The 26233-nt window shown below is 34.4% G+C and carries 25 protein-coding genes; 6 read left to right on the top strand and 19 right to left on the bottom strand.

Annotated features, from left to right (window positions below; translation table 11 throughout):
* Window positions 1-51: 51 nt before the first annotated feature.
* From PI23P_RS01860 to lpdA, 9 genes are all read right to left on the bottom strand, one after another.
* Complete coding sequence (locus PI23P_RS01860) at window positions 52-2631, bottom strand: phosphoenolpyruvate carboxylase (RefSeq protein ID WP_004569009.1); 2580 nt, start codon at window positions 2629-2631, stop codon at window positions 52-54.
* Between the two features lie 535 nt (window positions 2632-3166).
* Window positions 3167-5140: a protein-disulfide reductase DsbD family protein gene (locus PI23P_RS01845; protein ID WP_004569006.1), complete on the bottom strand. Its 1974-nt coding sequence runs from the start codon at window positions 5138-5140 to the stop codon at window positions 3167-3169.
* A 22-nt stretch (window positions 5141-5162) separates the two neighbouring features.
* Window positions 5163-6542 (bottom strand): TlpA family protein disulfide reductase, encoded by a 1380-nt coding sequence (locus PI23P_RS01840; RefSeq protein WP_004569005.1) that lies wholly within the window; start codon window positions 6540-6542, stop codon window positions 5163-5165.
* A gap of 55 nt (window positions 6543-6597) precedes the next feature.
* Window positions 6598-7908, bottom strand: a complete 1311-nt coding sequence (gene tilS, locus PI23P_RS01835; RefSeq protein WP_004569004.1) for a tRNA lysidine(34) synthetase TilS — start codon at window positions 7906-7908, stop codon at window positions 6598-6600.
* 36 nt (window positions 7909-7944) lie between these two features.
* Window positions 7945-8181 carry a hypothetical protein gene (locus PI23P_RS01830; RefSeq protein WP_004569003.1) on the bottom strand — a complete coding sequence of 79 codons (237 nt, stop codon included), beginning with the start codon at window positions 8179-8181 and terminating at the stop codon, window positions 7945-7947.
* A 107-nt stretch (window positions 8182-8288) separates the two neighbouring features.
* The gene (locus PI23P_RS01825) at window positions 8289-9596 is read right to left on the bottom strand and encodes an anthranilate synthase component I family protein (protein WP_004569002.1); all 1308 of its coding nucleotides are present in this window, start codon (window positions 9594-9596) and stop codon (window positions 8289-8291) included.
* Between the two features lie 73 nt (window positions 9597-9669).
* A complete protein-coding gene (locus tag PI23P_RS01820; protein ID WP_004569001.1) occupies window positions 9670-10371 on the bottom strand; it encodes an acyloxyacyl hydrolase in 702 nt (233 codons plus the stop codon).
* 35 nt (window positions 10372-10406) lie between these two features.
* Window positions 10407-10889 carry a hypothetical protein gene (locus tag PI23P_RS01815; RefSeq protein ID WP_004569000.1) on the bottom strand — a complete coding sequence of 161 codons (483 nt, stop codon included), beginning with the start codon at window positions 10887-10889 and terminating at the stop codon, window positions 10407-10409.
* Window positions 10890-10970: 81 nt separating this feature from the next.
* The gene (lpdA, locus tag PI23P_RS01810) at window positions 10971-12371 is read right to left on the bottom strand and encodes a dihydrolipoyl dehydrogenase (protein ID WP_004568999.1); all 1401 of its coding nucleotides are present in this window, start codon (window positions 12369-12371) and stop codon (window positions 10971-10973) included.
* A gap of 599 nt (window positions 12372-12970) precedes the next feature.
* Here lpdA and PI23P_RS01805 point away from each other — a divergent pair.
* Window positions 12971-14212 carry a glycosyltransferase gene (locus PI23P_RS01805; protein ID WP_004568998.1) on the top strand — a complete coding sequence of 414 codons (1242 nt, stop codon included), beginning with the start codon at window positions 12971-12973 and terminating at the stop codon, window positions 14210-14212.
* Between the two features lie 60 nt (window positions 14213-14272).
* Here PI23P_RS01805 and PI23P_RS01800 read toward each other — a convergent pair whose 3' ends face one another.
* The 4 genes from PI23P_RS01800 to PI23P_RS01785 form a co-directional block, all read right to left on the bottom strand.
* Window positions 14273-16288 (bottom strand): M3 family metallopeptidase, encoded by a 2016-nt coding sequence (locus PI23P_RS01800; protein ID WP_004568997.1) that lies wholly within the window; start codon window positions 16286-16288, stop codon window positions 14273-14275.
* An 82-nt stretch (window positions 16289-16370) separates the two neighbouring features.
* Window positions 16371-16850 (bottom strand): 5-(carboxyamino)imidazole ribonucleotide mutase, encoded by a 480-nt coding sequence (purE, locus tag PI23P_RS01795; RefSeq protein WP_004568996.1) that lies wholly within the window; start codon window positions 16848-16850, stop codon window positions 16371-16373.
* A 2-nt stretch (window positions 16851-16852) separates the two neighbouring features.
* A complete protein-coding gene (locus PI23P_RS01790) occupies window positions 16853-18010 on the bottom strand; it encodes a 5-(carboxyamino)imidazole ribonucleotide synthase (protein ID WP_004568995.1) in 1158 nt (385 codons plus the stop codon).
* A 50-nt stretch (window positions 18011-18060) separates the two neighbouring features.
* Window positions 18061-18495: a Rieske (2Fe-2S) protein gene (locus PI23P_RS01785; RefSeq protein WP_004568994.1), complete on the bottom strand. Its 435-nt coding sequence runs from the start codon at window positions 18493-18495 to the stop codon at window positions 18061-18063.
* 108 nt (window positions 18496-18603) lie between these two features.
* Here PI23P_RS01785 and greA point away from each other — a divergent pair, with 108 nt between their 5' ends.
* A complete protein-coding gene (greA, locus tag PI23P_RS01780; protein ID WP_026288469.1) occupies window positions 18604-19080 on the top strand; it encodes a transcription elongation factor GreA in 477 nt (158 codons plus the stop codon).
* Window positions 19081-19194: 114 nt separating this feature from the next.
* Window positions 19195-19590, top strand: a complete 396-nt coding sequence (locus PI23P_RS01775; RefSeq protein WP_004568992.1) for an HIT family protein — start codon at window positions 19195-19197, stop codon at window positions 19588-19590.
* Between the two features lie 41 nt (window positions 19591-19631).
* On the opposite strand, the gene PI23P_RS01770 is transcribed toward PI23P_RS01775, so the two are convergent.
* Window positions 19632-20780 carry a sensor histidine kinase gene (locus PI23P_RS01770; RefSeq protein WP_004568991.1) on the bottom strand — a complete coding sequence of 383 codons (1149 nt, stop codon included), beginning with the start codon at window positions 20778-20780 and terminating at the stop codon, window positions 19632-19634.
* A gap of 154 nt (window positions 20781-20934) precedes the next feature.
* On the opposite strand from PI23P_RS01770, the gene PI23P_RS01765 reads away from it, so the two are divergent.
* Window positions 20935-21795, top strand: coding sequence for a flavin reductase family protein (locus PI23P_RS01765; RefSeq protein WP_004568990.1), 861 nt, complete (start codon window positions 20935-20937; stop codon window positions 21793-21795).
* A 13-nt stretch (window positions 21796-21808) separates the two neighbouring features.
* Window positions 21809-22180 carry a DUF3127 domain-containing protein gene (locus PI23P_RS01760; protein WP_004568989.1) on the top strand — a complete coding sequence of 124 codons (372 nt, stop codon included), beginning with the start codon at window positions 21809-21811 and terminating at the stop codon, window positions 22178-22180.
* Window positions 22181-22275: 95 nt separating this feature from the next.
* Here the strand turns inward: PI23P_RS01760 and PI23P_RS01755 are convergent, their stop codons facing one another.
* On the bottom strand, window positions 22276-22521 hold the full coding sequence (locus tag PI23P_RS01755) for a DUF1456 family protein (protein ID WP_004568988.1): 246 nt from the start codon (window positions 22519-22521) through the stop codon (window positions 22276-22278).
* A gap of 18 nt (window positions 22522-22539) precedes the next feature.
* The gene (locus PI23P_RS01750) at window positions 22540-23169 is read right to left on the bottom strand and encodes a YqaA family protein (RefSeq protein ID WP_004568987.1); all 630 of its coding nucleotides are present in this window, start codon (window positions 23167-23169) and stop codon (window positions 22540-22542) included.
* 125 nt (window positions 23170-23294) lie between these two features.
* Here PI23P_RS01750 and aat point away from each other — a divergent pair, with 125 nt between their 5' ends.
* Window positions 23295-23924, top strand: coding sequence for a leucyl/phenylalanyl-tRNA--protein transferase (gene aat / locus PI23P_RS01745; protein WP_004568986.1), 630 nt, complete (start codon window positions 23295-23297; stop codon window positions 23922-23924).
* Window positions 23925-24020: 96 nt separating this feature from the next.
* On the opposite strand, the gene murI is transcribed toward aat, so the two are convergent.
* The 3 genes from murI to PI23P_RS01730 all read right to left on the bottom strand — a co-directional run bounded on the left by murI (window position 24021) and on the right by PI23P_RS01730 (window position 26211).
* Complete coding sequence (murI, locus tag PI23P_RS01740) at window positions 24021-24821, bottom strand: glutamate racemase (protein ID WP_004568985.1); 801 nt, start codon at window positions 24819-24821, stop codon at window positions 24021-24023.
* A gap of 68 nt (window positions 24822-24889) precedes the next feature.
* Complete coding sequence (locus tag PI23P_RS01735; protein WP_004568984.1) at window positions 24890-25423, bottom strand: OmpH/Skp family outer membrane protein; 534 nt, start codon at window positions 25421-25423, stop codon at window positions 24890-24892.
* A gap of 35 nt (window positions 25424-25458) precedes the next feature.
* Window positions 25459-26211: an OmpH/Skp family outer membrane protein gene (locus tag PI23P_RS01730; protein ID WP_004568983.1), complete on the bottom strand. Its 753-nt coding sequence runs from the start codon at window positions 26209-26211 to the stop codon at window positions 25459-25461.
* Window positions 26212-26233 lie beyond the last annotated feature (22 nt).

Below are 26233 nucleotides of genomic sequence, written 5' to 3'. Positions count from 1 at the left end.
CAACCAGCGTGTGGTTGCATTTATAATTTAAAAGTGTGGTAGTTTTTTTTTTTAAGCAGAGTTTCTACTCGCATTAATGTTTCCAAATAAAGAGCGCATGACCATTTTCTCATAGACTTCAATCGCTGCTGTATTCCCTTCTGTACTCTGCAGTTCTTGAATTTGTTTCAACGCAAATTGTTGTATCGTTAAAAGAGGCAATACAATTTGTTCTCTAATTTCAATAGAAGCTTTTCCTACGGGGAAATTTTCCATTAACTCTTTGTGTCCTGAAATCTTTAATAACAACCTTTTAGTCGTTTTATACTCTTCATGAATGAGCTTCCAAAATGCGCCAAATTCAGCATCGTCCGCCATGTACGCTGTTAATTCAAAGAAAGACTTAGTCAAACTCATCATGCTGTTTTCTAGAAGTGTTTTAAAAAAGTCAGAGGCATTATAAAATGCGATAACTTCTTCAAATCTGTTCGCATCTTCATATTTTTTAAGAGCAGTTCCCACACCAAAAAAGCCAGGAACATTTTGTTTTAACTGGCTCCAGCTTCCCACAAAAGGAATGGCTCTTAAAGCCGAAAAATCTAAGGTTGCAGAATTAGAGCGTTTACTGGGTCTGCTTCCAATATTCGTTTTGGCATAGTATTTTAGAGTGCTCATTTTTTCCAAATATGGCAGGAACTTCGGATGATTTTTAAAAGCTACGTACGTTTCATAACTCGTTGCAGCCAGATCTTCAATGATTTTTCTGTTTTCATCATTTAATTGATCTTTTGTAAAAATTTCGTTTTTAATTCCAGAGCTTAACAATTGTTCTAAATTGAATTGTGCGGAGTTTTTTGTACCAAAATTAGAACTAATAGTTTGGCCTTGTACTGTTAATTGAATTTCTTTATCTTCAATAGTCGGTCCTAAAGAGGCATAAAACTGATGGGTCTTTCCACCACCACGTGCAGGTGGTCCCCCACGTCCGTCAAAGAAAATAACTTCAATGTCAAAAGCTCTTGAAATTTTAGTAAGCGCTTCTTTTGCTTTGAAGATTCCCCAGTTTGCCATTAAGTAACCCCCATCTTTAGTACCATCGGAAAATCCGAGCATAATAGTTTGCTTATTTTCTCTTTTTTCTAAATGATAGCGATAGCTTCTATTCGTGTATAAAGTTTGCATGACGGTTTCTGCATTTTCTAAATCTTCTACAGTTTCAAAAAGTGGAATTACATCTACTGGAAGTTCATTTTTAAAACCACAAAGATTCAACATCGCGAAAGTTTCCATCACATTTAATGCAGTCTGGTTGTTGCTTATGATATATCGGTTCGCCCCACGCTCTCCGTTTCTTAATTGAATTTCTTTTAAAGCATATATAGATTCTATTGTACTAACAGAGGTGTCATCTGTTAGCGTTTTAGGGTCGATATTTCCTTTTACAACTGCTAAAATTTCAATTTGTTCTTGCTCTGACAAATGAGCATAGTTCCTTGGAAAAGGAGTGTCCCCAATCGTTTGCAAGTCTTTTACAATTTGTGTAAAAGCCTGGTGGTGCACTCTGCTGTCTTGTCGAATGTCTAAAGTGGCAAAATGAAAACCGAAAATTTTTACTTTATTAATAAAATCATCTAATTCTTCTATAAATAAAGATTGGTGCTTTCCAGCAATAATTTTTCGCGCTTTGGTAAGCTCCTCTAAAAGAATACTTTGAGAGAAATTTAATTTACCATAACTTCGAACCACATGTTTGTACAATCTTTTTTCTACACTGGCTAAGATTTCTTGCACGCCGTCAAAGGTAAAACGCCTTTTTAGTCTTCGCACATCTCTGTAATAATTTCTTAAGATTGATTGCCGAAGTCTTTCCGCAACATTTAGCGTGATTTCTGTCGTTATAAAAGGGTTTCCGTCTCGATCTCCACCAGGCCAAAAGCCAAGATCAATAATTTCATTATTCATCGGCTCCCCATCATATATATTATTTTGGATGTAGTTATATATCTTACTTATCGCGTGGTAAAAAACATTTTCTAAATACCATATTAAACTTACTGCTTCGTCAAAAGGAGAGGGTTTTGATTTTTTGTAAAAAGGTGTTTTTCCGAGCTGTGCCAATAATTTTTTTATTAGCAGTAAATCGTCTTCTTGAATAGCTTTGTCTAGGTCTGTAATAATTCCTAAAACGGTGCCTGGATAAAATTGAGTAGGATGTGCCGTCAACACTACGCGAACTTTAAAGTCTTCTAAATGTGCTTTTAAAGCTTCTTTTTTATCTTCTAGAATTGCAATTTCTTTTGAGTTTCTGAGAGTGCCGATGCCATCCATGTTGTTCACAATAGGAAAAGCAGCGTCTTCAATTGCGTCAAACAAAACAACCTGTCTTTCGATGTATTGTATAAATTGAAATAATAAAGCTATTTTTTCTTTTTCTGTAGGGTTTTCTTGATACTTGTTAAAAAAAGCTGTGATGATTTCTGTTGGGTTTTTTCCTTCTTGGAATCCTTTTTTACATAATTCATGAAATAAAGGTAATAATACACCTGTATTGTTGATCGTGTCAAATGGCAGGGTCATAAAAACGCTGTTGTAGATCTGATATTTAGACAATACGTTTTCATTAAAACGAGCAAGTTTTGGTAATACGGACATAATTATAACAATTTTATTAAATAAAAATACAAAAAAGGCAGGCTGCAGAACTTAAGTTTTTGCTAATAATCGTTGAATTATTTACGAAAACGATGGAAATTTATAGGAATTTTGATGAAAATTTAATTATTTACTTTTTGTGACTGCAATAAATAAGGTGGCTCTCTATTTGCTAAGGAGCATAAATTCCATCTGCGAGGATCCTTTTCGAATGAAAACCCTTTTGGTAAATTTGAGTTTTCGTATTTTTCAAAGAAATCATAAATATATTCAGGAGTACTTTGACTAGTTTATCCAAAACGTAAGGAAGGGATTTTCGGATCCATAGCAAAGGCGTCTGCAGGCTTAAACTTAAATCCATCTGCATGTAACTTCTTTTTAAAGAGGCTGTATTGTAAATATCTTTTTTAACACTACTGAATATTTAAATGCTTGCAGCTGTTTTTTTGCGTTTGAATAGTGATGGATATCCAACGGCAAACAGTGCTAAAGAGTTATCTTTTCCTCATTTAAACTAAAATTACAAATCAAGTAGCTAGTTTTTTTTAAAATTTTTTAATCCTTTTTCTAGCCAGTTTTTATAGGTTGTTATGTCTGTGTATTGTTGGGGAGCGTTTAAGATTTCTAAGTCTGAATTTAGTAAAACATAATAGGGCTGTGAAGCATTTTTAAAATTTATTACTTGAAAAGTAGACCATTTATCACCATAGGTTTTGATTTTTTTTATGCTGCCATTTTCCTTTAAAAAGTCAAATTGTGCTCCTTTAGGAAGTGCTTTTTCATTGTCATCTACATACAGCGAAATTAGAATGTAATCGTTTTTAAGCAGTGTATAAACGCTGGGGTCGCTCCATACATTTTCTTCCATTTTACGGCAATTTACGCATGCCCATCCGGTAAAGTCAAGTAAAATTGGTTTGTTGCTTTCTTTGGCTGCGAGCCGTCCTTCTTCAAAATCTTTGTAACAATTTAGACCCAGTGGGCAGTTGGATTCCTGTTCATAAATACTATAAAATTGTGGTGGAGGAAAACCGCTCAAAGCATTTAAGTTCCAAGTTGGATTTTTAAAAGTTCCCGGAATTAAATAGATCGCAAACGCAAAAATAAGGATGCCAAAAGAAATCCTAAAAAAGGAGAGTTTTTTAAGAGGAGAGTCATGCGGAAATTTAATTTTACCGAAGAGATACAAAGCCAATCCCAAGAAGATTACAATCCAAATACCGATAAAAACTTCACGTTTTAAAAGATCCCAATGTCCTACTAAATCTGAGTTTGATAAAAACTTAAAGGCAAATGCGAGTTCTAAAAAACCTAAAACCACTTTGGTGGTATTCAACCATCCCCCAGATTTAGGCAGCGCAGATAATAGGTTTGGAAACAACGCAAATAAGGCAAAAGGCAAGGCGAGGGCAAGACCAAATCCCGTCATACCTGCAGAAAGTTGAAATGCTGGGTCACCGGCAGTACCTAGAGAACCTGCTAACAGAGAGCCTAAAATTGGCCCTGTGCAAGAAAACGAAACAATGGCTAATGTTAAAGCCATAAAAAAGATACCAATAAAGCCGCCTACATCAGAGGCACTGTCCATTTTAGTTCCCCAAGAACTAGGTAGGGTGATTTCGTAAAAGCCAAAAAAAGACAAGGAGAAAAACACCAAAATGACAAAAAAGAAAATATTTAACCAAATATTTGTGGAAATCGTGTTTAAAATACTGGGATCCAAGCCATCAATTAAATGAAAAGGAACGCTTAAAAGCATGTAAATAAGTACAATAAATACACCATACAATATGGCATTAAAAATTCCTTTACGTTTGCTTTGGGCTCCTTTTGTAAAAAAGGAAACGGTCAAAGGAATCATCGGAAAGACACAGGGGGTTAAGAGGGCAAGCAAACCACCAACAAAACCTAAAAGAAAAATATTAAATAGAGAGCTTCCTGATGCAGTATCCGAGGTGTTTCCCGTTTGTAATAAATTGGTATTTTTTAAATCAAGTTGTAGTTTTTTTGTGAGCGTTTTGCTTTTGTCATTTAGAACAATAATTTCTTTTTTTATCTTCTTACCATCTAAAGGAAAAGAAAAAGATTCCTCTATTTGTATGCACGCCTGTTTGCAAACCTGTCCGTAAATTGATACCGTAATTGAAGGAATTGTTTTGTCTCTAATTTTTATTTTCTGGGTAATAATAGCGCGATCTGCAAAGTAAACCTCTTCCTTTCCCCAAATTTCTGAGTATTCTTTTTGGGTATCACTTTCTATTGCCTTTCCAACGAGTGCATACCCAGTTTTACCTTCTGGAATTACAATTTCTAGTGCTTGAGAAGCACCTTCTGGATTGTATTGTGAATACAAATGCCAAGCTTGTAGAAGTTTGGCAGTCAAAATAACATCGTATTCCGTTTCTGAAATTTGGTTGATAGAAGATTTCCAAACAATAGGGTTTTCTTCTGTTTGTGAGAAAATAGAAAAAACAGTAAAAAGTAAGAAAAAGGAAAATATTTTAGGCATTGTAGTGTTGTGTTTAAAAGTACTAAAGGTTTAAATTATTTAGTGTTTCTGTTAGTTTCTTGTCTGAGGGTCTTGGAGCATTGGCCGAAATGATATTTCCTTTGGGATCTAACAAAATAAATCTTGGAATTCCTTTAATCATATATTCTTTTATAAATTGTGATTCCCAATCATTATCCGCTATTAGTTGTATTCCCCCCAATTTTTTTTCAACAATCATCTTTTTCCATTTGTCATGATCTTTTTCGGCATCAATTGAAATACTTAAAAACTGAATATTTTTACCGTGAAATGCCTCTTCAACTTTCTTTAAAGAAGGTATTTCTGCAATACAAGGGCCGCACCAAGTTGCCCAAACATCGATGTATACATATTTGCCTTTTAAGTGTTCTAAAGATTTTGCACCCCCTGTATTGTCTTCATAATCTGTGAATGAAGGAGAAGGACTCCCCGCAGCAAGAGAGGTCAGTTTGTTATAACTTTCAGCTATTTTTTCATTGTTGCTAGTATTTGTAGAGTTTTTAGAAAAAAGAAGATAGTAGGCTTCTAATTTATCTGTATACGTGATGCCGAATGCAGCGGCATCGTACAATAATTTATTTTTTATGACTGTATTTTTAACTTTCGCAATTGTTTCTAGGTAAGCGATGTCACTTTCTAACGAGTCTTTTGCAACTAAATCATCAGATTTATTTTTTAAGAGCGCACTTACAAGAACTCTGTAATTCATAGAAAAAATAAAATCAGCTTCACTCTCTAAGTCTAAATCTTTTAATTCATTTAAAAAGCTCTCTGTTGGTTCAAAACTGCGATTCTTTATATAATAACCGTGATAGGATCTATAGTTATTTAAAGCAGCTAAATAGCTGTAATGAATGTTTTTTTTCTCATTAATTTTAAAGTCCTCTGGAATGCCAGCTGTTTTATATAATAGGTTTTCTTCTATATTTTTCATTTTGAGTACAGCTGCTTTAAAATTTTCTTCATTTTTTAAAAACAGTTCTTTTTGATCTCCTGCAATAGCTGCATGTACTTTATTTTTATTAAAAATATAGTTGTTTATATCTGCCGTGCTACCAGTTAATAGAAGTGTGGAATCCTTGTTTTTAGAACTGTAATAAATGTTTATATCGCTTCCTTTCGGTGCATATAAATCAATCCTATTATTCTCCTCTCGCAGGAAGAGAAAATCAGAATTTATTTTTAAAGTATCTACAAAAGTGCCGTCTTTAGCTAGTACGATTTCTAATTTTTCAGTGGTATCAAATCGATTATAGAGCGTTAGTTTTTGTGCTGTTGAATTTTCAATTTTACCAGATAGTGTGGTGTAGTCTATTTTATTTTCAGGGGTACAAGCATCCAGTACTGTGACCAATGCAACTAATATTAATAGTTTTTTCATAACGGAGCTCTTCTTTGATTGAATCTTTAAAGATACAAAACCTTTGCTATTCAATTTATTGTGAACTAATTTCTATAATTCCAGTGTTAGATCTTACATCAAATCTGTTGTCTTTTCTCATTCCAATAATCCAGATAATCGCATCGTTTGCGTCACAGAGCAACCATTGATTCTGTTTTTCGATAAGTGATAATTTCTCGTCTTTGAAATATTTGCTTAACTTTTTTTTTCCTTGCATTCCCAGAGGATAAAAATAGTCGCCATTTTTCCATTTCCTTACAATTAACGGGAACTTTAAACTTTTTTTAGAAACGTAAATACTTTTTTTATCTGGAGCGGATTGTTCAGTAACTTCTTCAAAGTTTAAATGAATCGGATTGGTAATTTTAGGTGTATCTTCCAAAATCTGAAAAAGGGTATCACTCGAATTTGAGAGTTTTCTTTCGGAAAGGATTAGAAACTCTCGATCTTTTAAAAGGACATGTGTGCTCGAAAGTATGTGTTTTCCTGATTGGGCACTTAATAGATTATAAACATCTTTAAATTCAGAAAAATGATAGGCTTTTAAAAATTGGAAGAGGTAGGCCTTTGGGTTTGATAATTTGAGTATTTCCGAAATTTTAAATTTAGTAACGCCGTTTTCTTCAAAACAGATCTTTAGTGAGGTCTCTTCAATCCGATCCGAAATAATTTGAGCGCTCTCTTGTAGATTTTCTAGAGTCTTAGAAAAGGAGGCTAACATATTCGGGTTTATATCTTTTAAAACAGGTAGTATTTTATGTCTGATTTTATTGCGGAGGTACTTGGTGGATGCATTGCTTTGATCTTCTCTCCAACAAATGTTGTTCTCTTTTGCGAAGTGAAGAATCTCTTCTCGTGAAAATTGTAGTAAGGGACGAATAACATTTCCGTGAACGGGAGGAATTCCTGTGAAACCGGCTAAACCCGTTCCACGAGTTAAATTGATTAGAAAGGTTTCCAAATTATCATCGGCGTGGTGTGCTGTTAATATATAGTCGAAATGGTGACGCGCACTAATTTCTTGAAACCAATGGTAGCGCAAATTTCGAGCGGCAATTTGTGTCGATTCCTTTTTTTCTTTTGCTAGTTTCTCTGTTTTAAAAGAAGTGCTAAAGCATTTAACGGCTAGTTCTTTGGCGAGTTCTTCAACAAATATTGCATCTAAATTACTCTCGATTCCCCTTAAGTTAAAGTTACAGTGTGCTAAAGTAATATCAAATTTTAAGGTAGAAAGTAGCCGGGTTAAAACTACAGAATCAAGACCACCAGAAATGGCTATTAAAAGTCTTTTTTCTTTTAAAAAAGGAAAAGTATTGCTAATTATATTTGATATTTTTTCAAGCATATCGCAGCCAAAAGTACATAAATTATTGATATTATTTTAGGATTGCTTTTTCAACCAGGCACGGATGTCTTTTCTGATAGAGACTTCTGGTTTTGGAAGCGGAATCGATTTACCTGATTGCTTGCTTCTGTTAAATTTAGAAAAGGTAATTTTTAACTGTTTCCATTCTGTTGGATACAGGGTTAAAAAGGCATTGAACATGTTTTGTTCTGTCGGTTTTTCTTTTATACTTTCTAGCGTTTTTTGGAAAAGGACTTCTTGGTTTAAGATCATGTTGTAAAAATATCTAATTTTTTCTTAAAAGGATGTTTTGAGTATCACTATGTATTTGTAAATTTTAGAACCTGCGGGAAAGGTTGGTGTGTGAATTCGAAGAATTTTTACTTTGCGTGTGTTAAAACGTATTTCATTGCTTTTGCTTTCAGAAGACATTCCTCATATTCTCTTGCAGGGTCAGATTTAATCGTAATGGCACTCCCAACAGAGTAGGAGATGTATTTTTTTTCTTCGTTGTAGAGAATACTTCGGATGACAACATTGAAATCAAAATCGTTTTCTGGTGTAAAGTATCCAATAGCTCCAGAATACAAACCGCGTTTTGATGCTTCAAGGTGTTCTATAATTTTCATAGCAGATACTTTTGGAGCGCCCGTCATGCTCCCCATTGGAAAAGTACTTCTCAAAGTTTCTATCGGATGGACCTGTGGATCAATTTCAGAGACTACCGTAGAAATCATTTGGTGTACTTGTTTAAAGGAGTATACCTTGCACAATTCTTCTACTTTTACGGCACCTTTCTTTGCCGTTTTAGACAGATCATTTCGAACTAAATCAACAATCATTACGTTTTCAGCTCGTTCTTTTTCATCGCGAGCCAAATCAGTTGCTATTTGCGCATCATCAATGGCACTTATCAATCTTTTTGCAGTGCCTTTGATCGGTTGCGAAATGATTTTACATCCTTCTTTTTTAAGATATCTTTCTGGAGATGCACACAAGGCGTATTGCTGGTCCATTTTGAGAAACGAGGCAAATGGGGGTTCAGAAATATCGTTCAAGTGCTGATAGACAGCAGCTGGATTGATGGTTGAATTTTCGGCATAAAATTCCTGACAAAAATTTACTTCATAAATATCCCCCCTTTTGATATGTTCTAAAATAGCATGCACTTTTGCATGGTATTCTTCTTTGTGAATTCGGAGTTTTATTTTAATATTTTTGTCGGTATTAGGAGTAGGGTCATTTTGTTTTGCACTGGCTTGAATTTCATTAAAATCAGATTCAATTTCATCTGCAACCATATTTAAGTAATGAAACTCAATATTTTCTTCTCTGATGAAAATTAGTTTTTGAGGCTGAAAGAAATACAAATCAGGAAAATCTAAACCGTCAAAATTAGCAGAGGAAAGTTGTTCCACGTCATTTTTGACATCATAGGAAATGTATCCAAAAATATAATCATTCGTACTACTTTGATATTCCTTTAGTTTGTCAAAAGCATTGGAATAATCAGTTCTTATTGCCGTGAATTCTTGCACTGCCAGTGCGCTGTCAAAGTTTGAGTATTGTTGCTGATACTTATTGGAATCCATCCAAAGCGCAGTTTCAAACTGCTGAGACCAAGAGAGTAAAAGTGATTTGAAACTTTTTATGTTTTCAATAGAAAAACTTCGGATTGTTCTTTGCATATCTGCTGCAAAAATACAACTCTTATTGATTGCATCTTTAAATTTTTAAAGGGATTGTAAGTTTTTATGAAACTTAAAAGGTCTTCCCAAATGTAAATTGAACGGGAACAGCAACCTTAGAATTTTGTGGAAATATATTTCCATTAGAATAGTGCATAATTCTAAATTCTGCATTGTAACTGCGTTCTTTTCTGAAGAAAAATCCAAAGCCCATGGTGTCTTGGTAGGTAATTTTAGGACGTGTTTTTAAATTATCCAAATTTCCTGAAGTTAAAAGAGTGGGATCAATTAAGGAATAGTTTGTATACATGTCAAATCTCTTTCTTCTCATTAAATAAAAACGCATTGTTGGAAAAATAGAAAAAGCAAGTACATTTTCTTTTCCAGCTTCTGTTTGAAAAGCAGTAATACTCATGCCGCAGTCTATAGAAAATATTTTTTCGGTTCTAAAAAGGAGTCTTTGGTAGGTAAGTGAAAAAGAGTGTTTCGCTTTTACGGCACCAACCCAGAAAATAGGAATTCCAAAACTTTCAAAATTTCCAACTTTTAGGCTCATTCCAAAAAATCTATTTGCACCAAAATCCATTGCACTAGTTCCGTAGCTTACTTGTAACAGATTGTTTGGGAAAAAGTAGGGGTTATTTTCGTTCTTTTGCACTTGTTTCTCAGGCAATTTATTCAGGTGGTATTCAAAGCAAAACAAACTTGTGAAATTGCAGGTTGATTCTGTTTTACTGCCTTTGGTAAAAAGATACTGTTTAAATTGAGTTGCCATTTTTTATTCAAAGCATAATTAAAGCTAAAACCGTATTAGATGCTTGCAAAATGTGCATCGGAATAAATGATTTCATCTTCGATAGAAAAACCTATTCGGGTTACATTTGCGATGCCAGCCTCGCCAAAAACAGAGAGTTTTTTAGTTAATGCAATATTTTTTTTAAGAGATAAAGACCATGCATTTATCCAAACACTCCTCTCGTAGCCAATGTTATTTATATTGTTATATTTAAACCAAGAAGCAGGTCTCAGGGTTCCAAATTGCACCGCCAAATTTGGTGTAATTTTATAGCCTAATAAAAGCCTTCCAGAGAAGGTATTTTTAGAATACGTGTCTGTTTTATAGCCATCAATTAAATTGGCGTTCGAAAAAGGATAGAAAATTCCGCCAAAATTAATGCTGTAGTAAGATTTAGATAAAAAGCTTGAGACCTGCGCTTTTGTCGCTACATATTTTTGACAGTATGAATTTGTAGAAAATAGAAAAATGAGAAATGGTAAGCAAATTTTTTTCATTTGACAAAACTAAGAAACTTTTTAAAACAGAAAAACATCCAATATGTAGGATGTTTTTCTGTTTTAAAATTATTTTATGCTTTAAGCATTCAGAGGTTTTCCGTCCCAAGCTGCTTTCGCGGCTTCTTTTACTGCCTCAGAATAAGTAGGGTGCCCATGACAAATTCTTGCCAAGTCTTCTGCAGACGCTCTAAACTCCATTGCAACAGCTGCTTCCATAATTAAATCTGCAACGCGAGCTCCTACCATATGCACTCCTAGGATTTCATCGGTGTTTTTATCTGCTAAAACTTTTACAAAACCGTCAATGTCTCCACTTGCACGAGATCTTCCCAAGGCTCTCATTAGGAATTTTCCTGATTTGTATGCTACTTTTCCTTCTTTCAATTCATCTTCTGTCTTTCCAACAGAGGCAGCTTCTGGCCAAGTATATACAATTCCTGGAACTAAGTTATAATCAATGTGCGGTTTTTCACCGGCTAAATATTCTGCTACAGCAACTCCTTCTTCCTCTGCTTTGTGTGCAAGCATTGCACCTTTAATTACATCTCCAACAGCATAAATATTATGGACGTTTGTCTGTAAATGTGCATTTACAGCTACCTGACCGCGTTCATTTACTTCCAATCCAATTTTTTCTAAACCCAATCCTTGCGTGTATGCTTTTCTACCAACAGCAACCAAACAATAGTCTCCAGAAAATTCAATTTCTCTGTCTTTTTTATCAATGGCTTTTACAAGAACAGTGTCTCCATTTCTTTCTACTGAAGTTACCTTGTGGCTGGTAGCGAATTTAATGCCTTGCTTTTTAAATACTTTTTGAAGTTCTTTAGAAACATCTGTGTCCATGCCAGGAACAATTTTATCCATATACTCGACAACAGTAACCTCTGCTCCCAAACGCTTGTAAACAGAACCCAACTCCAATCCTATTACACCACCGCCTATTACGATTAAATGTTTTGGAACTTCAGGTAGTTTCAACGCTTCTGTAGAGGTCATTACACGTTCCTTGTCTAAAGTTATGAAAGGCAAATTCGCAGGTTTTGAACCTGTAGCGATAATGATGTCTACACCTTCAATTACCTCAGAAGAGCCATCTTTTTTCGTGATTTTTACATGTGTTTTGTCTTCAAAAGAACCCAATCCTTCAAATACGTCAATATTATTCTTGTCCATTAAGTAAGTGATGCCACCCGTGGTAGTCTCTACCACTTTTGCTTTTCTTTCCAACATTTTAGGAAAATCGAAGCTTGGGTTTTCAACAGAAATTCCGTGTTCTTCAAAATGGTGCACGGCATCGTAATAATGATGGGAAGAATCTAATAGTGCTTTTGAAGGAATACAACCAACATTAAGACAGGTACCGCCTAAGGTTGAATATTTTTCTATAATGGCAACTTTTTTGCCTAATTGAGAGGCTCTAACTGCTGCTATATATCCTCCAGGGCCAGACCCAATTACAATAATATCGTATGTCATAAGTAAGTGTATTTTGTGTTTTTCGTCACTTTAGAGTGTACTTTTTCTAATAAGATACAAAAATACGCTTAATTTCATAAAATAAAGTAAGAATTCAGTAGTTTTACCGCGCCGTGTATTGTTAAATCTTGAAGATGAAAAATGTAAAATAAGTACTTTTGTCGATGCTTATTATAGATTTTTTTGCAGTTCATAGTGCTTAAAAAAAATGACGAGAAACCACAACCATGCTGAATTTATAAAAGCAATAAATTCGTTAGTAGACGTAAAAAAAAATGAAAACTGCTTATTACGTTTGTCATTTAGTAGAACTTAAGATCCCTAGTATAATTCAATTAGGCTGACAAACTATTATTGGAAGCAACGAGTAAGTATGGTCATTAATTCTTAAATTTTTCGAAATGAAGCGCATATTTTTCGAAAAAAAAGTATACCGGACGGATGCGTTGCATGCGGAAGTATCAACAAGAGAAAACCTCTAAGATTTATATATATTAGATGCAAGCTGAAGTCAGGCTAATGCGAGTTTAAATTACCGCCGTAGTTGTCTTAGAAAAGAAAGTTGAATTGTATATGAAAAGCAAATAACTACGAACTAAATGCAAAGAAAATCACTTTTAATTATTGGCGCTGTTTGGGTAGAACCCAATTCTTCTGCAGCAGGAAAGCGGATGCTGCAATTAATTGAAGCATTTTTAGAAAGGGGGTATGCTGTCGTATTTAGTTCGCCTTCATTAAAAAGTGAAAAGGCAGTAGATTTAATTTCTTTAGGAGTTGATGAGGTTTCGATTGAATTAAATAGCATCTCTTTTGATCTTTTTATAAAGGCATTACAACCAGAGATTGTTCTATTTGATCGCTTTATGATGGAAGAACAATTTGGTTGGCGCGTTGTAGAAAATGTTCCCAAAGCACTCCGAATATTAGACACAGAAGATTTGCACTGCTTGCGTAAAACAAGAGAATTATGTTTAAAGAAAAATATCAATTTTTCCATTGATGAACTCTTAAAACAAGACATTACAAAAAGAGAAATTGCCGCTATTTTAAGATGTGATTTGTCTTTGATAATTTCTACATTTGAAATGGAATTACTCAAAAATACTTTCAAAATAGGCGAAAATATTTTAATGTACTTGCCTTTTTTATTGGAACAAATAGAAACGCTTCAAAAGGAAGCGTGGAAAGTTCATGAACAAAGAGAGCATTTTATTTTTATTGGAAATTTTTTCCACAAACCAAATATAGATGCTGTTTTAACATTAAAAAATAAAATTTGGGGTCCACTTAAAAAGTTGCTTCCGAAATCAGAAATCCATATTTATGGTGCTTATTTAAACCAGCAGGTTCAAGAATTGCATCATAAGAAGGAGGGCTTTATTGTGAAAGGCTTCGCGGCAAATGCAACGGAAGTTATCGGAAACGCAAGAGTTGTATTAGCTCCATTAAATTTTGGTGCAGGAATTAAAGGAAAACTAACAGAGTCCATGCTTTGCGGAACGCCCAGTGTTACTACTTCGATTGGAGCAGAAGGGATGGCTGGGGATTTTCCTTGGAATGGTTTTATTACAGATGATTGTGCTGATTTTATTAGAAAAGCAAGTGAGCTGTATTGCAATGCAGAGGCTTGGAATCAAGCGCAGCTAAATGGTATTGCGATCATTAATAGTTTCTATTGCAAAGAAAAAAATACTGCTTTATTTTTCAAGAAGATCGAAGACATTCAACAGGACATGCAAGCACACAGAACGGGTAATTTTTTTGGAAGTTTATTGCAGCACCAAAGTCTGCAAGCTACCAAATATATGAGTAAGTGGATTGAGGAGAAAAATAAATTATAATTGCGAATTCTGAAATTTAATAACTTTCAAAATCCGCAATTTTAAATTGTTGAGATGCAATTAAATTAAACCAGCTCTTTTTAGAAGTGCATCGGGTTTTGCCTCTTTTCCTCGGAAACGTTTGTACAATTCCATGGGTTTCTCTGTTCCCCCTTTAGAAAGTACATTGTCTTTAAATTTGGTAGCGACTTCTTTATTAAAGATCCCTTCTTCTAAGAAATATTCAAAAGCATCTGCATCTAAAACCTCTGCCCACTTGTATGAATAATATCCAGCAGAATAGCCTCCCTGAAAAATATGAGAAAAAGAGGTACTCATTGCGTTCTCGGCTACTTCTGGATACAGTTTCGTTTCCTTGAAAGCGGTATTTTCAAATTCTTTTATAGACAAGATATTTGCCGGATTTTGACCATGCCATTGCATGTCTAAGAGTCCAAAACTTAATTGACGTACCGTTTGCATCCCTTCCTGGAAACTTGCAGATTCTTTGATTTTTTCAACGTATTTCATTGGAATAATTGCGCCAGTTTCATAGTGTTTCGCAAACAACTCTAAGGCTTCTTTTTCAAAACACCAGTTTTCTAAAACTTGACTTGGTAACTCTACAAAATCCCAAGAAACCGAAGTTCCCGATAAGCTATTGTAGGTCGTGTTCGCAAGCATTCCGTGGAGCGCATGTCCAAATTCATGAAATAAAGTTGTCACTTCATTAAAAGTTAAAAGAGAAGGCTTTGTTGCTGTTGGTTTTGTAAAATTACAAACGATGGAAACGTGAGGTCTTTCATTGGTCCCGTTTTTAATTTGTTGAGATTTGTAAGAGGTCATCCAGGCACCATTTCTCTTTCCTTTTCTAGGGTGAAAATCAGCATAGAAAACCGCTACAAAATCTCCATTAATATCGGTTACATTGTAAGTTTTAACTTCTTTATGATAGGTATCAATGTCAGAAACATCTTCAAACTTTAAGTCAAATAATCGACTGGCGATCTCAAAAACACCATCAATTACATTTTCTAATTTAAAATAAGGTTTTAACAACTCTTGGTCCAAATCAAATAATTCTTTTTTTAATTTTTCTGAATAATAAGCGCCATCCCATTTTTGAAGCCGATCAATTCCATCTAATTTTTTAGCATAAATTTCTAAATTTTTAAATTCTTTCAGTGCAGCAGGCTTCGCTTTTTCGAGTAGGTTGTTTGAAAATTCAATCACTTTTTCAGGAGTTTCTGCCATCCGCTCTTCTAAAACAAAATGTGCATGCGTTTTATAACCCAGTAAATTTGCTCTTTGATGGCGAAGATTTACAATTTCTAGAACTATTTTTTCATTGTTGAATTCATTCTCTTGAAATCCTTTCTTACCAGCGGCAATTGCCATTTTTTTTCGCAGTTCTCTATTGTCTGCGTAGGTTAAAAACGGAATGTAACTTGGGTAATCTAAGGTAAATATCCAGCCTTCTTTCTCTTTGGATATAGCAACTTCTTTAGCAGCTTCCTTTTCACTCTCAGGCAGGCCTGCTAAATCATTTTCATCTGTTAAGTGCATTTCGAAAGCATTGGTTTCTGCCAATACATTTTCACCAAATTGTAAAGACAACTTAGAAAGGCTTGCATCAATCTTACGAAGTTTAAGTTTAGCATCTTCTTTCAAGTTGGCACCATTTCTTGCAAAACTCTTGTATTGTTTGTCTAAAAGCATTGTTTGCTCTGCCGTCAAATCTAGGGTTTCCTTGGTGTCAAAAACAGTCTTCACTCTCTTAAATAAAGCTTCATTTAACGTGATGTCATTTCCAAATTCACTTAGCCAAGGAGATACTTCCTGAGCAATTTTTTGAATTTCATCGTTGGTTTCTGCCGAATTTAAATTGAAAAAAATACTTGCAATTCTATTCAGTCTTTCACCTGTAAAATCTAAAGCTACTGTGGTATTTTCAAAAGTTGGTGTTTCAAAATTCTGTGTAATTTCATCAATTTCAGCTTTTGCAATTTCAATCCCTTTTTGAATTGCAGGTTTGTAATCAGTATTAGAAATTTTAGAAAAAGGGGCGGTATTAAAGTCTTGTAAAAGTGGATTCATTCTTTGAATTAAGTGCTGTTGAGTTGCGTGTGTGTAATTTAAAGTTCAGTTTGAACTGCAGTTTACGTGCAAGTTGAAAGGATTATTTTTTTATGTTTTCTGAGGCTTTTGTAACTTTTAGTTTCAAACCTTCTTTGTATGCAAGAATGCGATCTAAAACACACTTGTCTGAGGTGGCAATAATTTGAGCAGCTAGAATACCAGCATTTTTAGCACCATTTAAGGCAACGGTAGCAACAGGAACACCCCCAGGCATTTGTAGGATAGACAAAATAGAATCCCAACCATCAATAGAGTTGCTGCTTTTTACAGGAACACCAATAATTGGTAAAGGACTCATAGCAGCTACCATTCCAGGCAAATGGGCAGCGCCTCCGGCACCAGCAATAATTACTTTTAGGCCTCTTTTATGTGCGTTTTTAGCGTAGTCAAAAAGTTTTTCTGGAGTTCTGTGAGCAGATACAATATCCACTTCTATTTGAATATCAAAACTTTCTAAAATATCAATCGCTTCTTTCATTACTGGAAGATCTGAATCACTTCCCATTATTATTCCTACCATAGTTATTTGCTGATTACTCGAATTGTTTCTTTTACTTTTTGTGCTACTGCTCTCGCAATGTCAATATTTGCGTCTACAATGGTCACGTGTCCCATTTTGCGGAAAGGGCGCGTTTCTTTTTTTCCGTATAAGTGCGGTGTAACTCCATCAATTTTTAAAATTTCTGCGATATTCTCATACACTACATCACCAGAAAAACCCGCTTCCCCCACTAAATTAACCATGATTCCGGCAACTTTACTTGCCGTGTTTCCTAAAGGAAGGTCTAAAATACTTCTTAAATGTTGTTCAAATTGATTAGTATAGCTAGCCTCAATAGAATAATGTCCAGAATTGTGGGGTCTTGGAGCTACCTCGTTTACTAAGATTTCGTCTGCTGCTGTTTGAAACATTTCTACGGCTAATAAACCTATAAAATCCAAATCTCGAACTACTTTTAAGGCGAGTTCTCTTGCTTTTTCAGCAATTTGCTTCTCAATTCTAGCGGGACAAATTACATATTCGACTTGGTTGGCTTCCGGGTGAAACTCCATTTCTACCACGGGATATGTTTTGATCTCACCAGACGCATTTCTTGCCACAATTACAGCCAACTCGTTTTTAAAGGGAATTAGTTTTTCTGTGATACATTCTACATTCGGTAAAGCTTCTAAATCTTCAATATTTCGAACAATTTTGACACCATTTCCATCATAACCAAAACGTGCAGCTTTCCAAACAAATGGAAAATCGATGATGTTATTTTGATACGAATGTTTTAATTCTTCTAGATAGGCATAATGAGAAAATGCTGCCGTAGGGATTTGGTGATCGAGATAAAAATTTTTTTGGCGTGCTTTATTTTGAATGATTCTTAAATCTCTGGGTTTGGGAAATATTTTCAGACCTTCTTCTTCCAGTTTATCCAAGGCATCTAAATTTACATTTTCAATTTCTATCGTCAGTAAATCAACCGTTTTGCCGAAGTTATAAACAGCATTAAAGTCTAACAAATCTCCTAGAACAAAAGTATTGCATATTTCGGCGCAAGGAGCATTTTTATTACTGTCTAAAATCACCGTGTGAATGTCGTACTTTTGAGTTTCTGCCAAAAGCATTCTACCCAACTGTCCACCACCAAGAATACCTAATTTAAAATCTGAAGAATAATAGTTTTTCACTTGTAAAGTTGTTGTTTTTTAGCAAAAATACACAACTCAATTCACTTTCACTAAAAATTACTGATCCTAATTGAAGTGCCAATCTTTACTACATTGTATTCAATTGCAGGGCATTCAAATCCAGGAGTTTGCGGAGCGCCTCCAATTCCAATTCCCAAGCCATATTCACTGTTGTCACAAGTACATTTTAAAATATTAGGCCTGTTCATTTGATCATACTCCATTGGAGAATTACAGTCGTTATTTGGACAGATTTTATCGTACGCAATAAAACGACCCAAGCCTGCATTGATTACTATAATTCCTTGAAAACCGCCCAAGATTTCTGCAGATCCGTTCACGGTTCTCATTTGATTAAATTCGGGGTTATTCAGCGCTTTGGTGATAGAAAAAGAAGACGCACGAATACAGTTTTCAGGAAGGTTGTTTTCTGAACAATCCCAAAAACAAAGGACCGCGATTACAAACAGTATTTTTTTAAACATTGTATTTTTTTTGCTTTTTTTAGAACAGCTGCAAGTTACAAATATTTTGTATCTTTGTGTGGCAATCTCATTCCTGCAAAGGCGATGGGATTTTTTAAATTTAAAAAGATGAGTGAAATATCATATTATTCTCCAGAAGGATTAAAAAAACTTAGAGACGAGTTAGTTCAATTAGAGCAAGTAGAAAGACCTAGAGTAACTGTAGAGATTGCGGATGCAAGAGACAAGGGTGATTTAAGTGAAAATGCAGAATATCACGCAGCAAAAGAAGAGCAATCACATTTAGAGTTTAAGATAGCGAAACTGAAGAATGTAATCTCAGGTGCTCGTATTTTAGACGAGTCACAATTAGATACTTCGAAAGTTTTGATTCACTCTAACGTAGTTATAAAAAATGCGATTAATGGTGCGGAGTTTACGTATCGATTGGTTGCAGATTCTGAAACAGATGTTAGAAACGGGAAGCTTTCTGTAAACTCTCCAATAGGAAAAGGTTTGTTAGGTAAAAAAGTGGGTGAAGTTGCAGAGATTCAGGTTCCTAGTGGAATTATGAAGTTTGAAATTATGGCGATTTCTAGAGAATAGCGATACTTCTAATGCTTTTGAAAGCGAAATTGTAGTAAAAATTCGAGTGTTGACAGAGTCGGCACTCGAATTCTTTTTTTATATTTACAAGAAACCAATAACGAACAAGATTTGATGAGCATTTTTACAAAAATAATTACGGGGGAAGTACCCAGTTATAAAGTTGCAGAGAATGATAATTTCATTGCTTTTTTAGACATCAATCCAAATGCAAAAGGACATGCGTTAGTGGTTCCAAAAGTAGAAGAAAATAAAATTTTTGGATTGTCCAGAGATGCATATCATCAACTTTTGGACTTTTCTTATACGGTTGCAAAATCGTTAGAAAAAGCCATTTCTTGCAAAAGAGTAGGGATGAGTATCATTGGACTCGAGGTGCCTCATGTGCACGTGCATTTGATTCCCTTAAACGAAATGGCAGATATTCAATTTACAAAAAAAGTAACTTGCACACACGAGGAGTTTGTTGCTTTGGCTGCACGAATCGCCGCTGAGTTTGATAGAGAATAAACTTAAAATTACTTTAAAATAGCGCTTAGGTTGCGTATTCTTTAAGCAATGTCTAACGAGATTTCAAAAGTAGTGCCCTTGCCTATTTCAGATTTTTGGACAACTATTTTCCCTTTGTGATAGTCTTCTATAATGCGTTTAGAAAGTGACAGTCCCAATCCCCATCCACGTTTTTTTGTTGTGAAACCTGGGTTAAAAATCCGCTTAAATAATTTTTTAGACATGCCTTTGCCAGTATCTGAAACCATAATTTTAACTTTTTTAGTGGTATTTTCAATTTGTACGGTTAACAGACCTTCGCGTTGCATCGCATCAATCGCGTTTTTTAGAAGATTTTCTATGACCCAGCCAAACAATTCTGTGTTTAATTGGACTGAAATTTGTTCCTTTGAAGCGATAAAGGAAAAGCGAATCTGTTTTGAAGTTCTAGACTCTAAATAATTGAAAGCTAATTTTGTAACCTGCACAATATTTCCTTGTTTTAATTCTAGTTTAGAGCCAATTTTTGAAAATCGATTGGCAATTGTGTTTAATCGAGCAACATCTTTTTCTATTTCAGAAATGTAACTGTCATTTACTTTTTCCATTTTTAAAATGGCAATCCAACCCAAAAGTGAGGACAAGGGTGTTCCAATTTGATGGGCAGTTTCTTTGGCCATTCCGGTCCATAATTTATTGGTTTCTGATGCTTTATTAGAACTGTAAAACAAATAGATAACGCTTAAAAAAAGGAATAATATTAGCATTAATGCGAGGGGGTAATAGGTCAGTCTATTCAATAAATCTGAATTTCGATAGTAGATAAATTGCTTATTTTTTCCTTTGTAGCTAATTTCAATTGGTTTGTTTTCAGATTTCATTTCCTCTAATTGTTTTTTTATGTAGCGAGGGTCTCGAGATTTTTTGGAATCTAAGTTTTGAAAAGATTCAATGTTGCCCTGAGCATCCACTAGAATTAAAGGAATGTTCTTATTTGTGGTAATAATTTTATCTTGTAAAGTAATGTCTGAGTTTAAATCTGCGTTGGCAAGCTCCTTTTGTGCAATTCCTAAAATTTCCATTTTAATGCGTTGCTCTTTCTTAAATTGCTGAAAAAAAATGTACGTATTCCATAGGATCAGAGAGACAATAAATAAAGAAATTAAAATCGCAAATCTCTTGAATAAATGGGCGTTGTGTTGCAAATTCATAAAAACAAATATAAAGGTTTCTCTATATAACTCATTTGTGATTTTGATAGTATCTTTACAGAAGAAAGAATAGTTGTTGGTGCACTTCAGTTTAAAATTAGAACAGACTTTTCTATTGCGATAAAGCAGGTAACTTGTTATAAAACTACAATATATGTTAAGTATAGATCCCAAAGAGATTACTACAGGAGAATTACATGGTTATTTATTAGGTGCAGTAGCGCCAAGACCCATTGCATTTGCAAGCACAATGGATGCAGACGGAAATCCAAATTTATCACCTTTTAGTTTTTTTAATGTATTTGGTTCGAATCCGCCCATTATGGTATTTTCTCCAGCGCGAAGGGTGCGAAATAATACTACGAAACACACTTTAGAAAATGTATTAGCCACCAAAGAGGTGGTTATAAACATCGTAAATTATGACATTGTACAACAAATGTCATTGAGTTCTACAGAATATCCTGAAGGTGTAAATGAGTTTGAAAAGGCAGGTTTTACGATGCTGCCCTCGGACAAGATCAAACCTTTTAGAGTGGCAGAGTCTCCAGTGCAGTTTGAATGCAAAGTGCAAGACGTGATTTTTACAGGTGCTGAGGGTGGTGCAGGAAACTTAATTATTTGTGAGGTTGTTAAAATTCACGTTTCAGAAGCTATTTTAGATGCTAATGGAGCTATAGATCAGTATAAAATAGACTTGGTTGCAAGAGCAGGTGGAAGTTATTATTCAAGGGCAAGAGATGGTTTTTTTGAGATTGATAAACCCATCTCAACGTTAGGTATTGGGGTTGACACGATCCCTACAGAGATTAGAAATAGCAGCGTGTTAACAGGGAATAATTTAGGGATGTTGGGCAATATAGCAGTGCTGCCGAATAAAACAAGTGTTGATAACTTTGCAAAAGAACATCCCCACTTTGTTGGGCTAGAAACCACAAAAAAACATACATTTGCTCAAGAGTTTTTATTAAAAAAAGATGTAGAAAGCGCTTGGAAAGTGCTTTTAATTAAATAGTTAAGATTATATTATGGAAGTTATTGGAAAAGTAAAGTTAATCGGTGAAGTACAAGCTTTTGGTGCAAACGGTTTTAGAAAAAGAGAATTAGTAGTGACAACAGATGATCAATATCCACAAATGATCATGATAGAATTTGTACAAGATAAATGTGATTTACTAAATGGATATGCTGTAGGACAAGATGTTAAAGTAGCTATTAATTTACGAGGAAGAGAGTGGATTAGCCCACAAGGAGATACTAAATATTTTAACTCAGTACAAGGATGGAGAATAGAGAGTCTTGCGCAGTCGGGTGCTCAAGGTGAAAACTTGCCACCTGTAGATCAGTTTCAGCCAGCATCTGATATTTCAAATGAAGAGCCAGATGATTTGCCTTTTTAAACTAAAATAGGGTTTAGAAGTGAAGATAAAAAATAAAAAAGAGAAAATTCAGATAGCGAATTTTCTCTTTTTTTATGCAATATATCTTCTTGCTTTTATTTTTTTTCTGCTTTTTTCGGCATCGGGCCGCGCAAATGAATTACCAACCCATTTAAAAAGTTGCGTAAAATCTGATCTCCACATTCTACATACTTTTCATGGTCTTCATTTCTAAATAGAGCTCCTAGCTCTCCTTTTGAAACCTTAAAGTCTACAAGTGCACAGATGTCTACAATGTCAGTGTCACGTAATTTGTGTGCAACTCGTAACTTTTTAAAAATATCATTATTTGTTAATCCCATAATGCAAATGTAAGTTTTTTATGTAACTACTTTAAAAATTGCCCAAGCATAAATTGTAAATCGTAAAAAACGAAAGAGTCCAAATAAAACAACGTTTTTAAAGGGATACTTTATCATTCCTGCTGCTAGACAAGCGATGGAAAAGGGCAAGGGTAGTAATGCGCCTGCGATGATTAAAAAACCTCCCCATTTCTTTGTGTTTTTCAGGTTATCGGCCATTTTAACTTCTAAATAATTCTTTACAGATTTAATTTTTAAAGTTATCTTTCCGATAAAATAAGACAGTAAACCACCACAATAGCTTAGCGTTGCCAAGAGGGCAAGATTTAAAATTGGACTTGTGGTTTTTTTTGTCCAAGCGATAAAAATCTCGGGAGGAACTAAGCCTAAAATTGTTTCAGAGATAAAGAAGGTTATCAGTATTCCAAGTCTAGAGAACGTCTCTGTAATCGTCTCTAGTCCTTTGTTAACGTCATAGACGTATTTATTGAAAACAAACAAAGCAATTACAGCAAATATAGTGGGAAAGAATGCTTTTTTTACGCTCTCCCAAACAAACATATAAAATCCAGTTCTGCCGTAATAATTGTGCAGCCTTTTAATTATAAATTCCGTTCTTTTTTTTCTGTTCTTTTTTTTTTTTTCCAAAAAGCTTTCTTTTATTTCTGCGCAAAAATAGGAACAAAATCTAAATAAATAAGATTAGAACTTTAGATTAACGCTTTTTTAAGAAATCTATAATTTTATTAAAACCTACGCGTTATTTTTGTAGCATGAATTGGCTTACAGACAAAATAGAATTCCCTTCTTATCAACAAACCTCTAGGGAGGGTATCATCGCTTTAGGGGGAGATTTATCAGAGGAGCGTTTGCTTCATGCATATCAGAATGGAATTTTTCCTTGGTTTTCAGAGGGGGATCCTATTGTTTGGTATTGCCCGTTAGAAAGGATGGTTTTATTTCCTGAAGAGGTAAGGATTTCTAAATCCATGCAAAAAATCATCAATAAGAATGATTTTAAAATTACTGAGAACAGCGTATTTAAGGAAGTTATTTACAATTGTAAAAATATTGCAAGAAGTGACGGTTTTGGTACCTGGATTACGGATGATATGGAAGATGCTTATCTTCGTTTGCACGAAATAGGAGTCGCAAAGTCGATAGAGGTTTGGTATCAAAATAAATTAGTAGGTGGTTTGTACGGTTTAGAAATAAACAATGTGTTTTGTGGCGAAAGTATGTTTAGCTTTCGCTCGAATGCCTCTAAACTTGCATTTATATATTTGGCAAAGAGTGCCAAATATAAACTTATAGACTGTCAAATTCACAACGATCATTTGGCCAGTTTGGGGGCTAAAGAGATTGAAAGAAGTCGTTTTTTGAACATCCTAAAAGAAGCATAAAAGTTGAGAACTATGTGTTTTCTGTTGATGTTTATTTGGACAGAACAAAACAACGGTGGAATGCCGCTCCCAATATAAATGAGAATCTTATAATTTTTAAAAACTTTGCTCGATAATTTTTAGTTCCTTTACAGGACTGTCTTCAATTAATTTCTCTAAAGCCTTTTTGTCTTTATTAATATAAAGTTTGTGATTTGCTGTGTGTTTTTGATCGCTGTTTAGGATCTTATGTTTTAATAAAATCGCCTTTGTTTGTTTAGCAACCGCCTCTCCCGAATCTATGATCTGAACGTCAGGTCCTATAATTTCTCGAATTTGTGGAATTAAATATGGGTAATGCGTGCATCCTAGCACGAGTGAATCTATGTTGTTGGCAAGCATAGGTGCTAAGTATACGGTTAAGAGTGCTCTCGTTTCTTCGGAGTTTAATTGGCCGTTTTCAATGAGCGTTACAAGTCCTTTTCCGTTGGTTTCTTGTATTTGAATCGTGTTTCTTATAGGAAGTGAGGTTTTTTCAAACAACGCACTATTGAGAGTTCCTTGGGTTGCTAAAACTCCAATTTTATTTGTTTTTGTAATCAGAGATGCCGGTTTTATAGCGGGTTCTATACCAATAAAGGGAATGGCATACGCATCTCTTAAAAAGGTAATCGCATTTGTAGTAGCTGTATTGCAGGCAACAATGATAAGTTTGCAGTTTTCTTTTAATAAAAAATCTGTATTTTTTCTGGATAGTAAAATAATTTCATCGGCTGATTTTTCTCCATAAGGGGCATTTTCGCTATCCGAAAGATAGATTGTATTTTCGTTGGGTAAAAGTTTAATGACTTCTTTCCATACAGAAGTTCCACCAATGCCTGAGTCAAAAAAACCAATAGGAGAATTATTAGAAATCATAGATTGTAAATATAAAAAAACCTGCTTTTAAAGCAGGTTTTTTAATTTATTCATGCTGTACGCGTTATCTATTGTCTAGCCGGCTGCTGCTCTGCTCTGTCTTTTAGTAAACCTAATTTAGTGGTAGCAGCGGCGTACAAGTCTTCACCTTCTTTTACGATTAGTGATTTTGCATCAAAAACATACAAAATTCCTTTTGCTGCAGCAATTGCTTTTATAGCATTTTCTGCTTTCAAAACAATTGGCTCTAAGTCTTGTGCCTGTCTTTTTTGCATTTCTTGGTAAGCTGCTTGTTGCGCTTGGTCAAATCTTGCTTTGTCTTGCTGAACTTCTTGTGCTCTTTGCGTGTTTGTAGTTTCTGTTTGCGTAGCTTGTTCAGCAGTATATTTCTGAACTTTAGCATCTAATTTTTTCTTTAAACCTTCAATTTCTGTTTGGTATGATTTGCCTAGTTTTTCAAGTGTAGTTCCTAATGCTCTTGTTTCCGGCATATTGTCAATTACCCGTTGGTAATCTACATGACCTATTTTTTGTGCATTTGTAAAACCATTTACTCCTAAAGTAAATACAGCAATTAATAGTAGTGTCTTAAAATTCTTCATGTTAGTTCTAATTTAATTTAATTATTCTTTTTTTGTTATTGTTGATCTTTTTTTGCTTCCTCTCTCCTCTTCTTAAGCAAGGCTTTTTTCGCTTTTCTTTTTTCTATAAGTTCTTTTCTTTTGTCTTCATATGCCTTTCGCTGTTTTGCTTTTGCGGTTACCCTTTCTGCAGCGACTGCTTCTTTTTTATCAAACAATTGTTGTTGCTGTTGGTTCAACTTTTCTGGAGCATTTTTTTCTTCCAGCGTATCGTTTTTGTCTTCTACTGAACGCGTCCTATCAATTGCTCTTAAAATGAGGTCGCTAATATCGTATTTTTTATTTGAATATAGCAGTACTAATTCACTAGATTTATCAAAAACAAAGTCATATCTTTTTTTTGCTGCAATTGTTTGAATGGCATTATAAACCTGGTCTTGAATCGGCTTTACAAGTTGTTTTCTCAGATTAAAAAGATCTCCATCGGGTCCAAAGTAAAGAGATTCTAACGTTCTTAATTGTGCTTGTTTTATTCTTATTTCTTCCTCTTTTTCTACGATTAGATCTTTGGTGAGAATTATTTTTTCGTTGGCAAGATCACTTTTTAGTACTTCTATAAAACGAGCCTCTTTGTCTAATCTTTCTCGCCATTTTATAACTTTTTTGTCTAAAGTATTTTGAGCTTCAAAGTATTCTGGCACATTTTCTAAAATGTATTCCATGTCCATGTAGGCAATAATTTGTCCCCTCTGAGACCAAGATGATCCAACCGAAAAGTACAAAAATGTAAGTAAAAATAATTTTTTCATCTGTTAAAAATTTATGAAAAAT

Source organism: Polaribacter irgensii 23-P (genome assembly GCF_000153225.1).
Lineage (GTDB): Bacteria > Bacteroidota > Bacteroidia > Flavobacteriales > Flavobacteriaceae > Polaribacter > Polaribacter irgensii.
This window is presented reverse-complemented; position numbering and strand designations above follow the sequence as displayed.

Excerpts from the sequence above, each read along its gene's own strand:
- aat (WP_004568986.1), top strand. The coding sequence starts at position 23,295 with ATGAATTGGCTTACAGACAAAATAGAATTCCCTTCTTATCAACAAACC.
- PI23P_RS01860 (WP_004569009.1), bottom strand. The coding sequence starts at position 2,631 with ATGTCCGTATTACCAAAACTTGCTCGTTTTAATGAAAACGTATTGTCT.
- greA (WP_026288469.1), top strand. The coding sequence starts at position 18,604 with ATGAGTGAAATATCATATTATTCTCCAGAAGGATTAAAAAAACTTAGA.
- tilS (WP_004569004.1), bottom strand. The coding sequence starts at position 7,908 with ATGCTTGAAAAAATATCAAATATAATTAGCAATACTTTTCCTTTTTTA.
- PI23P_RS01825 (WP_004569002.1), bottom strand. The coding sequence starts at position 9,596 with ATGCAAAGAACAATCCGAAGTTTTTCTATTGAAAACATAAAAAGTTTC.
- PI23P_RS01770 (WP_004568991.1), bottom strand. The coding sequence starts at position 20,780 with ATGAATTTGCAACACAACGCCCATTTATTCAAGAGATTTGCGATTTTA.
- PI23P_RS01735 (WP_004568984.1), bottom strand. The coding sequence starts at position 25,423 with ATGAAGAATTTTAAGACACTACTATTAATTGCTGTATTTACTTTAGGA.
- PI23P_RS01805 (WP_004568998.1), top strand. The coding sequence starts at position 12,971 with ATGCAAAGAAAATCACTTTTAATTATTGGCGCTGTTTGGGTAGAACCC.
- PI23P_RS01820 (WP_004569001.1), bottom strand. The coding sequence starts at position 10,371 with ATGGCAACTCAATTTAAACAGTATCTTTTTACCAAAGGCAGTAAAACA.
- PI23P_RS01760 (WP_004568989.1), top strand. The coding sequence starts at position 21,809 with ATGGAAGTTATTGGAAAAGTAAAGTTAATCGGTGAAGTACAAGCTTTT.
- PI23P_RS01845 (WP_004569006.1), bottom strand. The coding sequence starts at position 5,140 with ATGCCTAAAATATTTTCCTTTTTCTTACTTTTTACTGTTTTTTCTATT.
- PI23P_RS01765 (WP_004568990.1), top strand. The coding sequence starts at position 20,935 with ATGTTAAGTATAGATCCCAAAGAGATTACTACAGGAGAATTACATGGT.
- purE (WP_004568996.1), bottom strand. The coding sequence starts at position 16,850 with ATGGTAGGAATAATAATGGGAAGTGATTCAGATCTTCCAGTAATGAAA.
- PI23P_RS01730 (WP_004568983.1), bottom strand. The coding sequence starts at position 26,211 with ATGAAAAAATTATTTTTACTTACATTTTTGTACTTTTCGGTTGGATCA.
- PI23P_RS01785 (WP_004568994.1), bottom strand. The coding sequence starts at position 18,495 with ATGTTTAAAAAAATACTGTTTGTAATCGCGGTCCTTTGTTTTTGGGAT.
- PI23P_RS01755 (WP_004568988.1), bottom strand. The coding sequence starts at position 22,521 with ATGGGATTAACAAATAATGATATTTTTAAAAAGTTACGAGTTGCACAC.
- PI23P_RS01815 (WP_004569000.1), bottom strand. The coding sequence starts at position 10,889 with ATGAAAAAAATTTGCTTACCATTTCTCATTTTTCTATTTTCTACAAAT.
- murI (WP_004568985.1), bottom strand. The coding sequence starts at position 24,821 with ATGATTTCTAATAATTCTCCTATTGGTTTTTTTGACTCAGGCATTGGT.
- PI23P_RS01830 (WP_004569003.1), bottom strand. The coding sequence starts at position 8,181 with ATGATCTTAAACCAAGAAGTCCTTTTCCAAAAAACGCTAGAAAGTATA.
- lpdA (WP_004568999.1), bottom strand. The coding sequence starts at position 12,371 with ATGACATACGATATTATTGTAATTGGGTCTGGCCCTGGAGGATATATA.
- PI23P_RS01840 (WP_004569005.1), bottom strand. The coding sequence starts at position 6,542 with ATGAAAAAACTATTAATATTAGTTGCATTGGTCACAGTACTGGATGCT.
- PI23P_RS01775 (WP_004568992.1), top strand. The coding sequence starts at position 19,195 with ATGAGCATTTTTACAAAAATAATTACGGGGGAAGTACCCAGTTATAAA.
- PI23P_RS01800 (WP_004568997.1), bottom strand. The coding sequence starts at position 16,288 with ATGAATCCACTTTTACAAGACTTTAATACCGCCCCTTTTTCTAAAATT.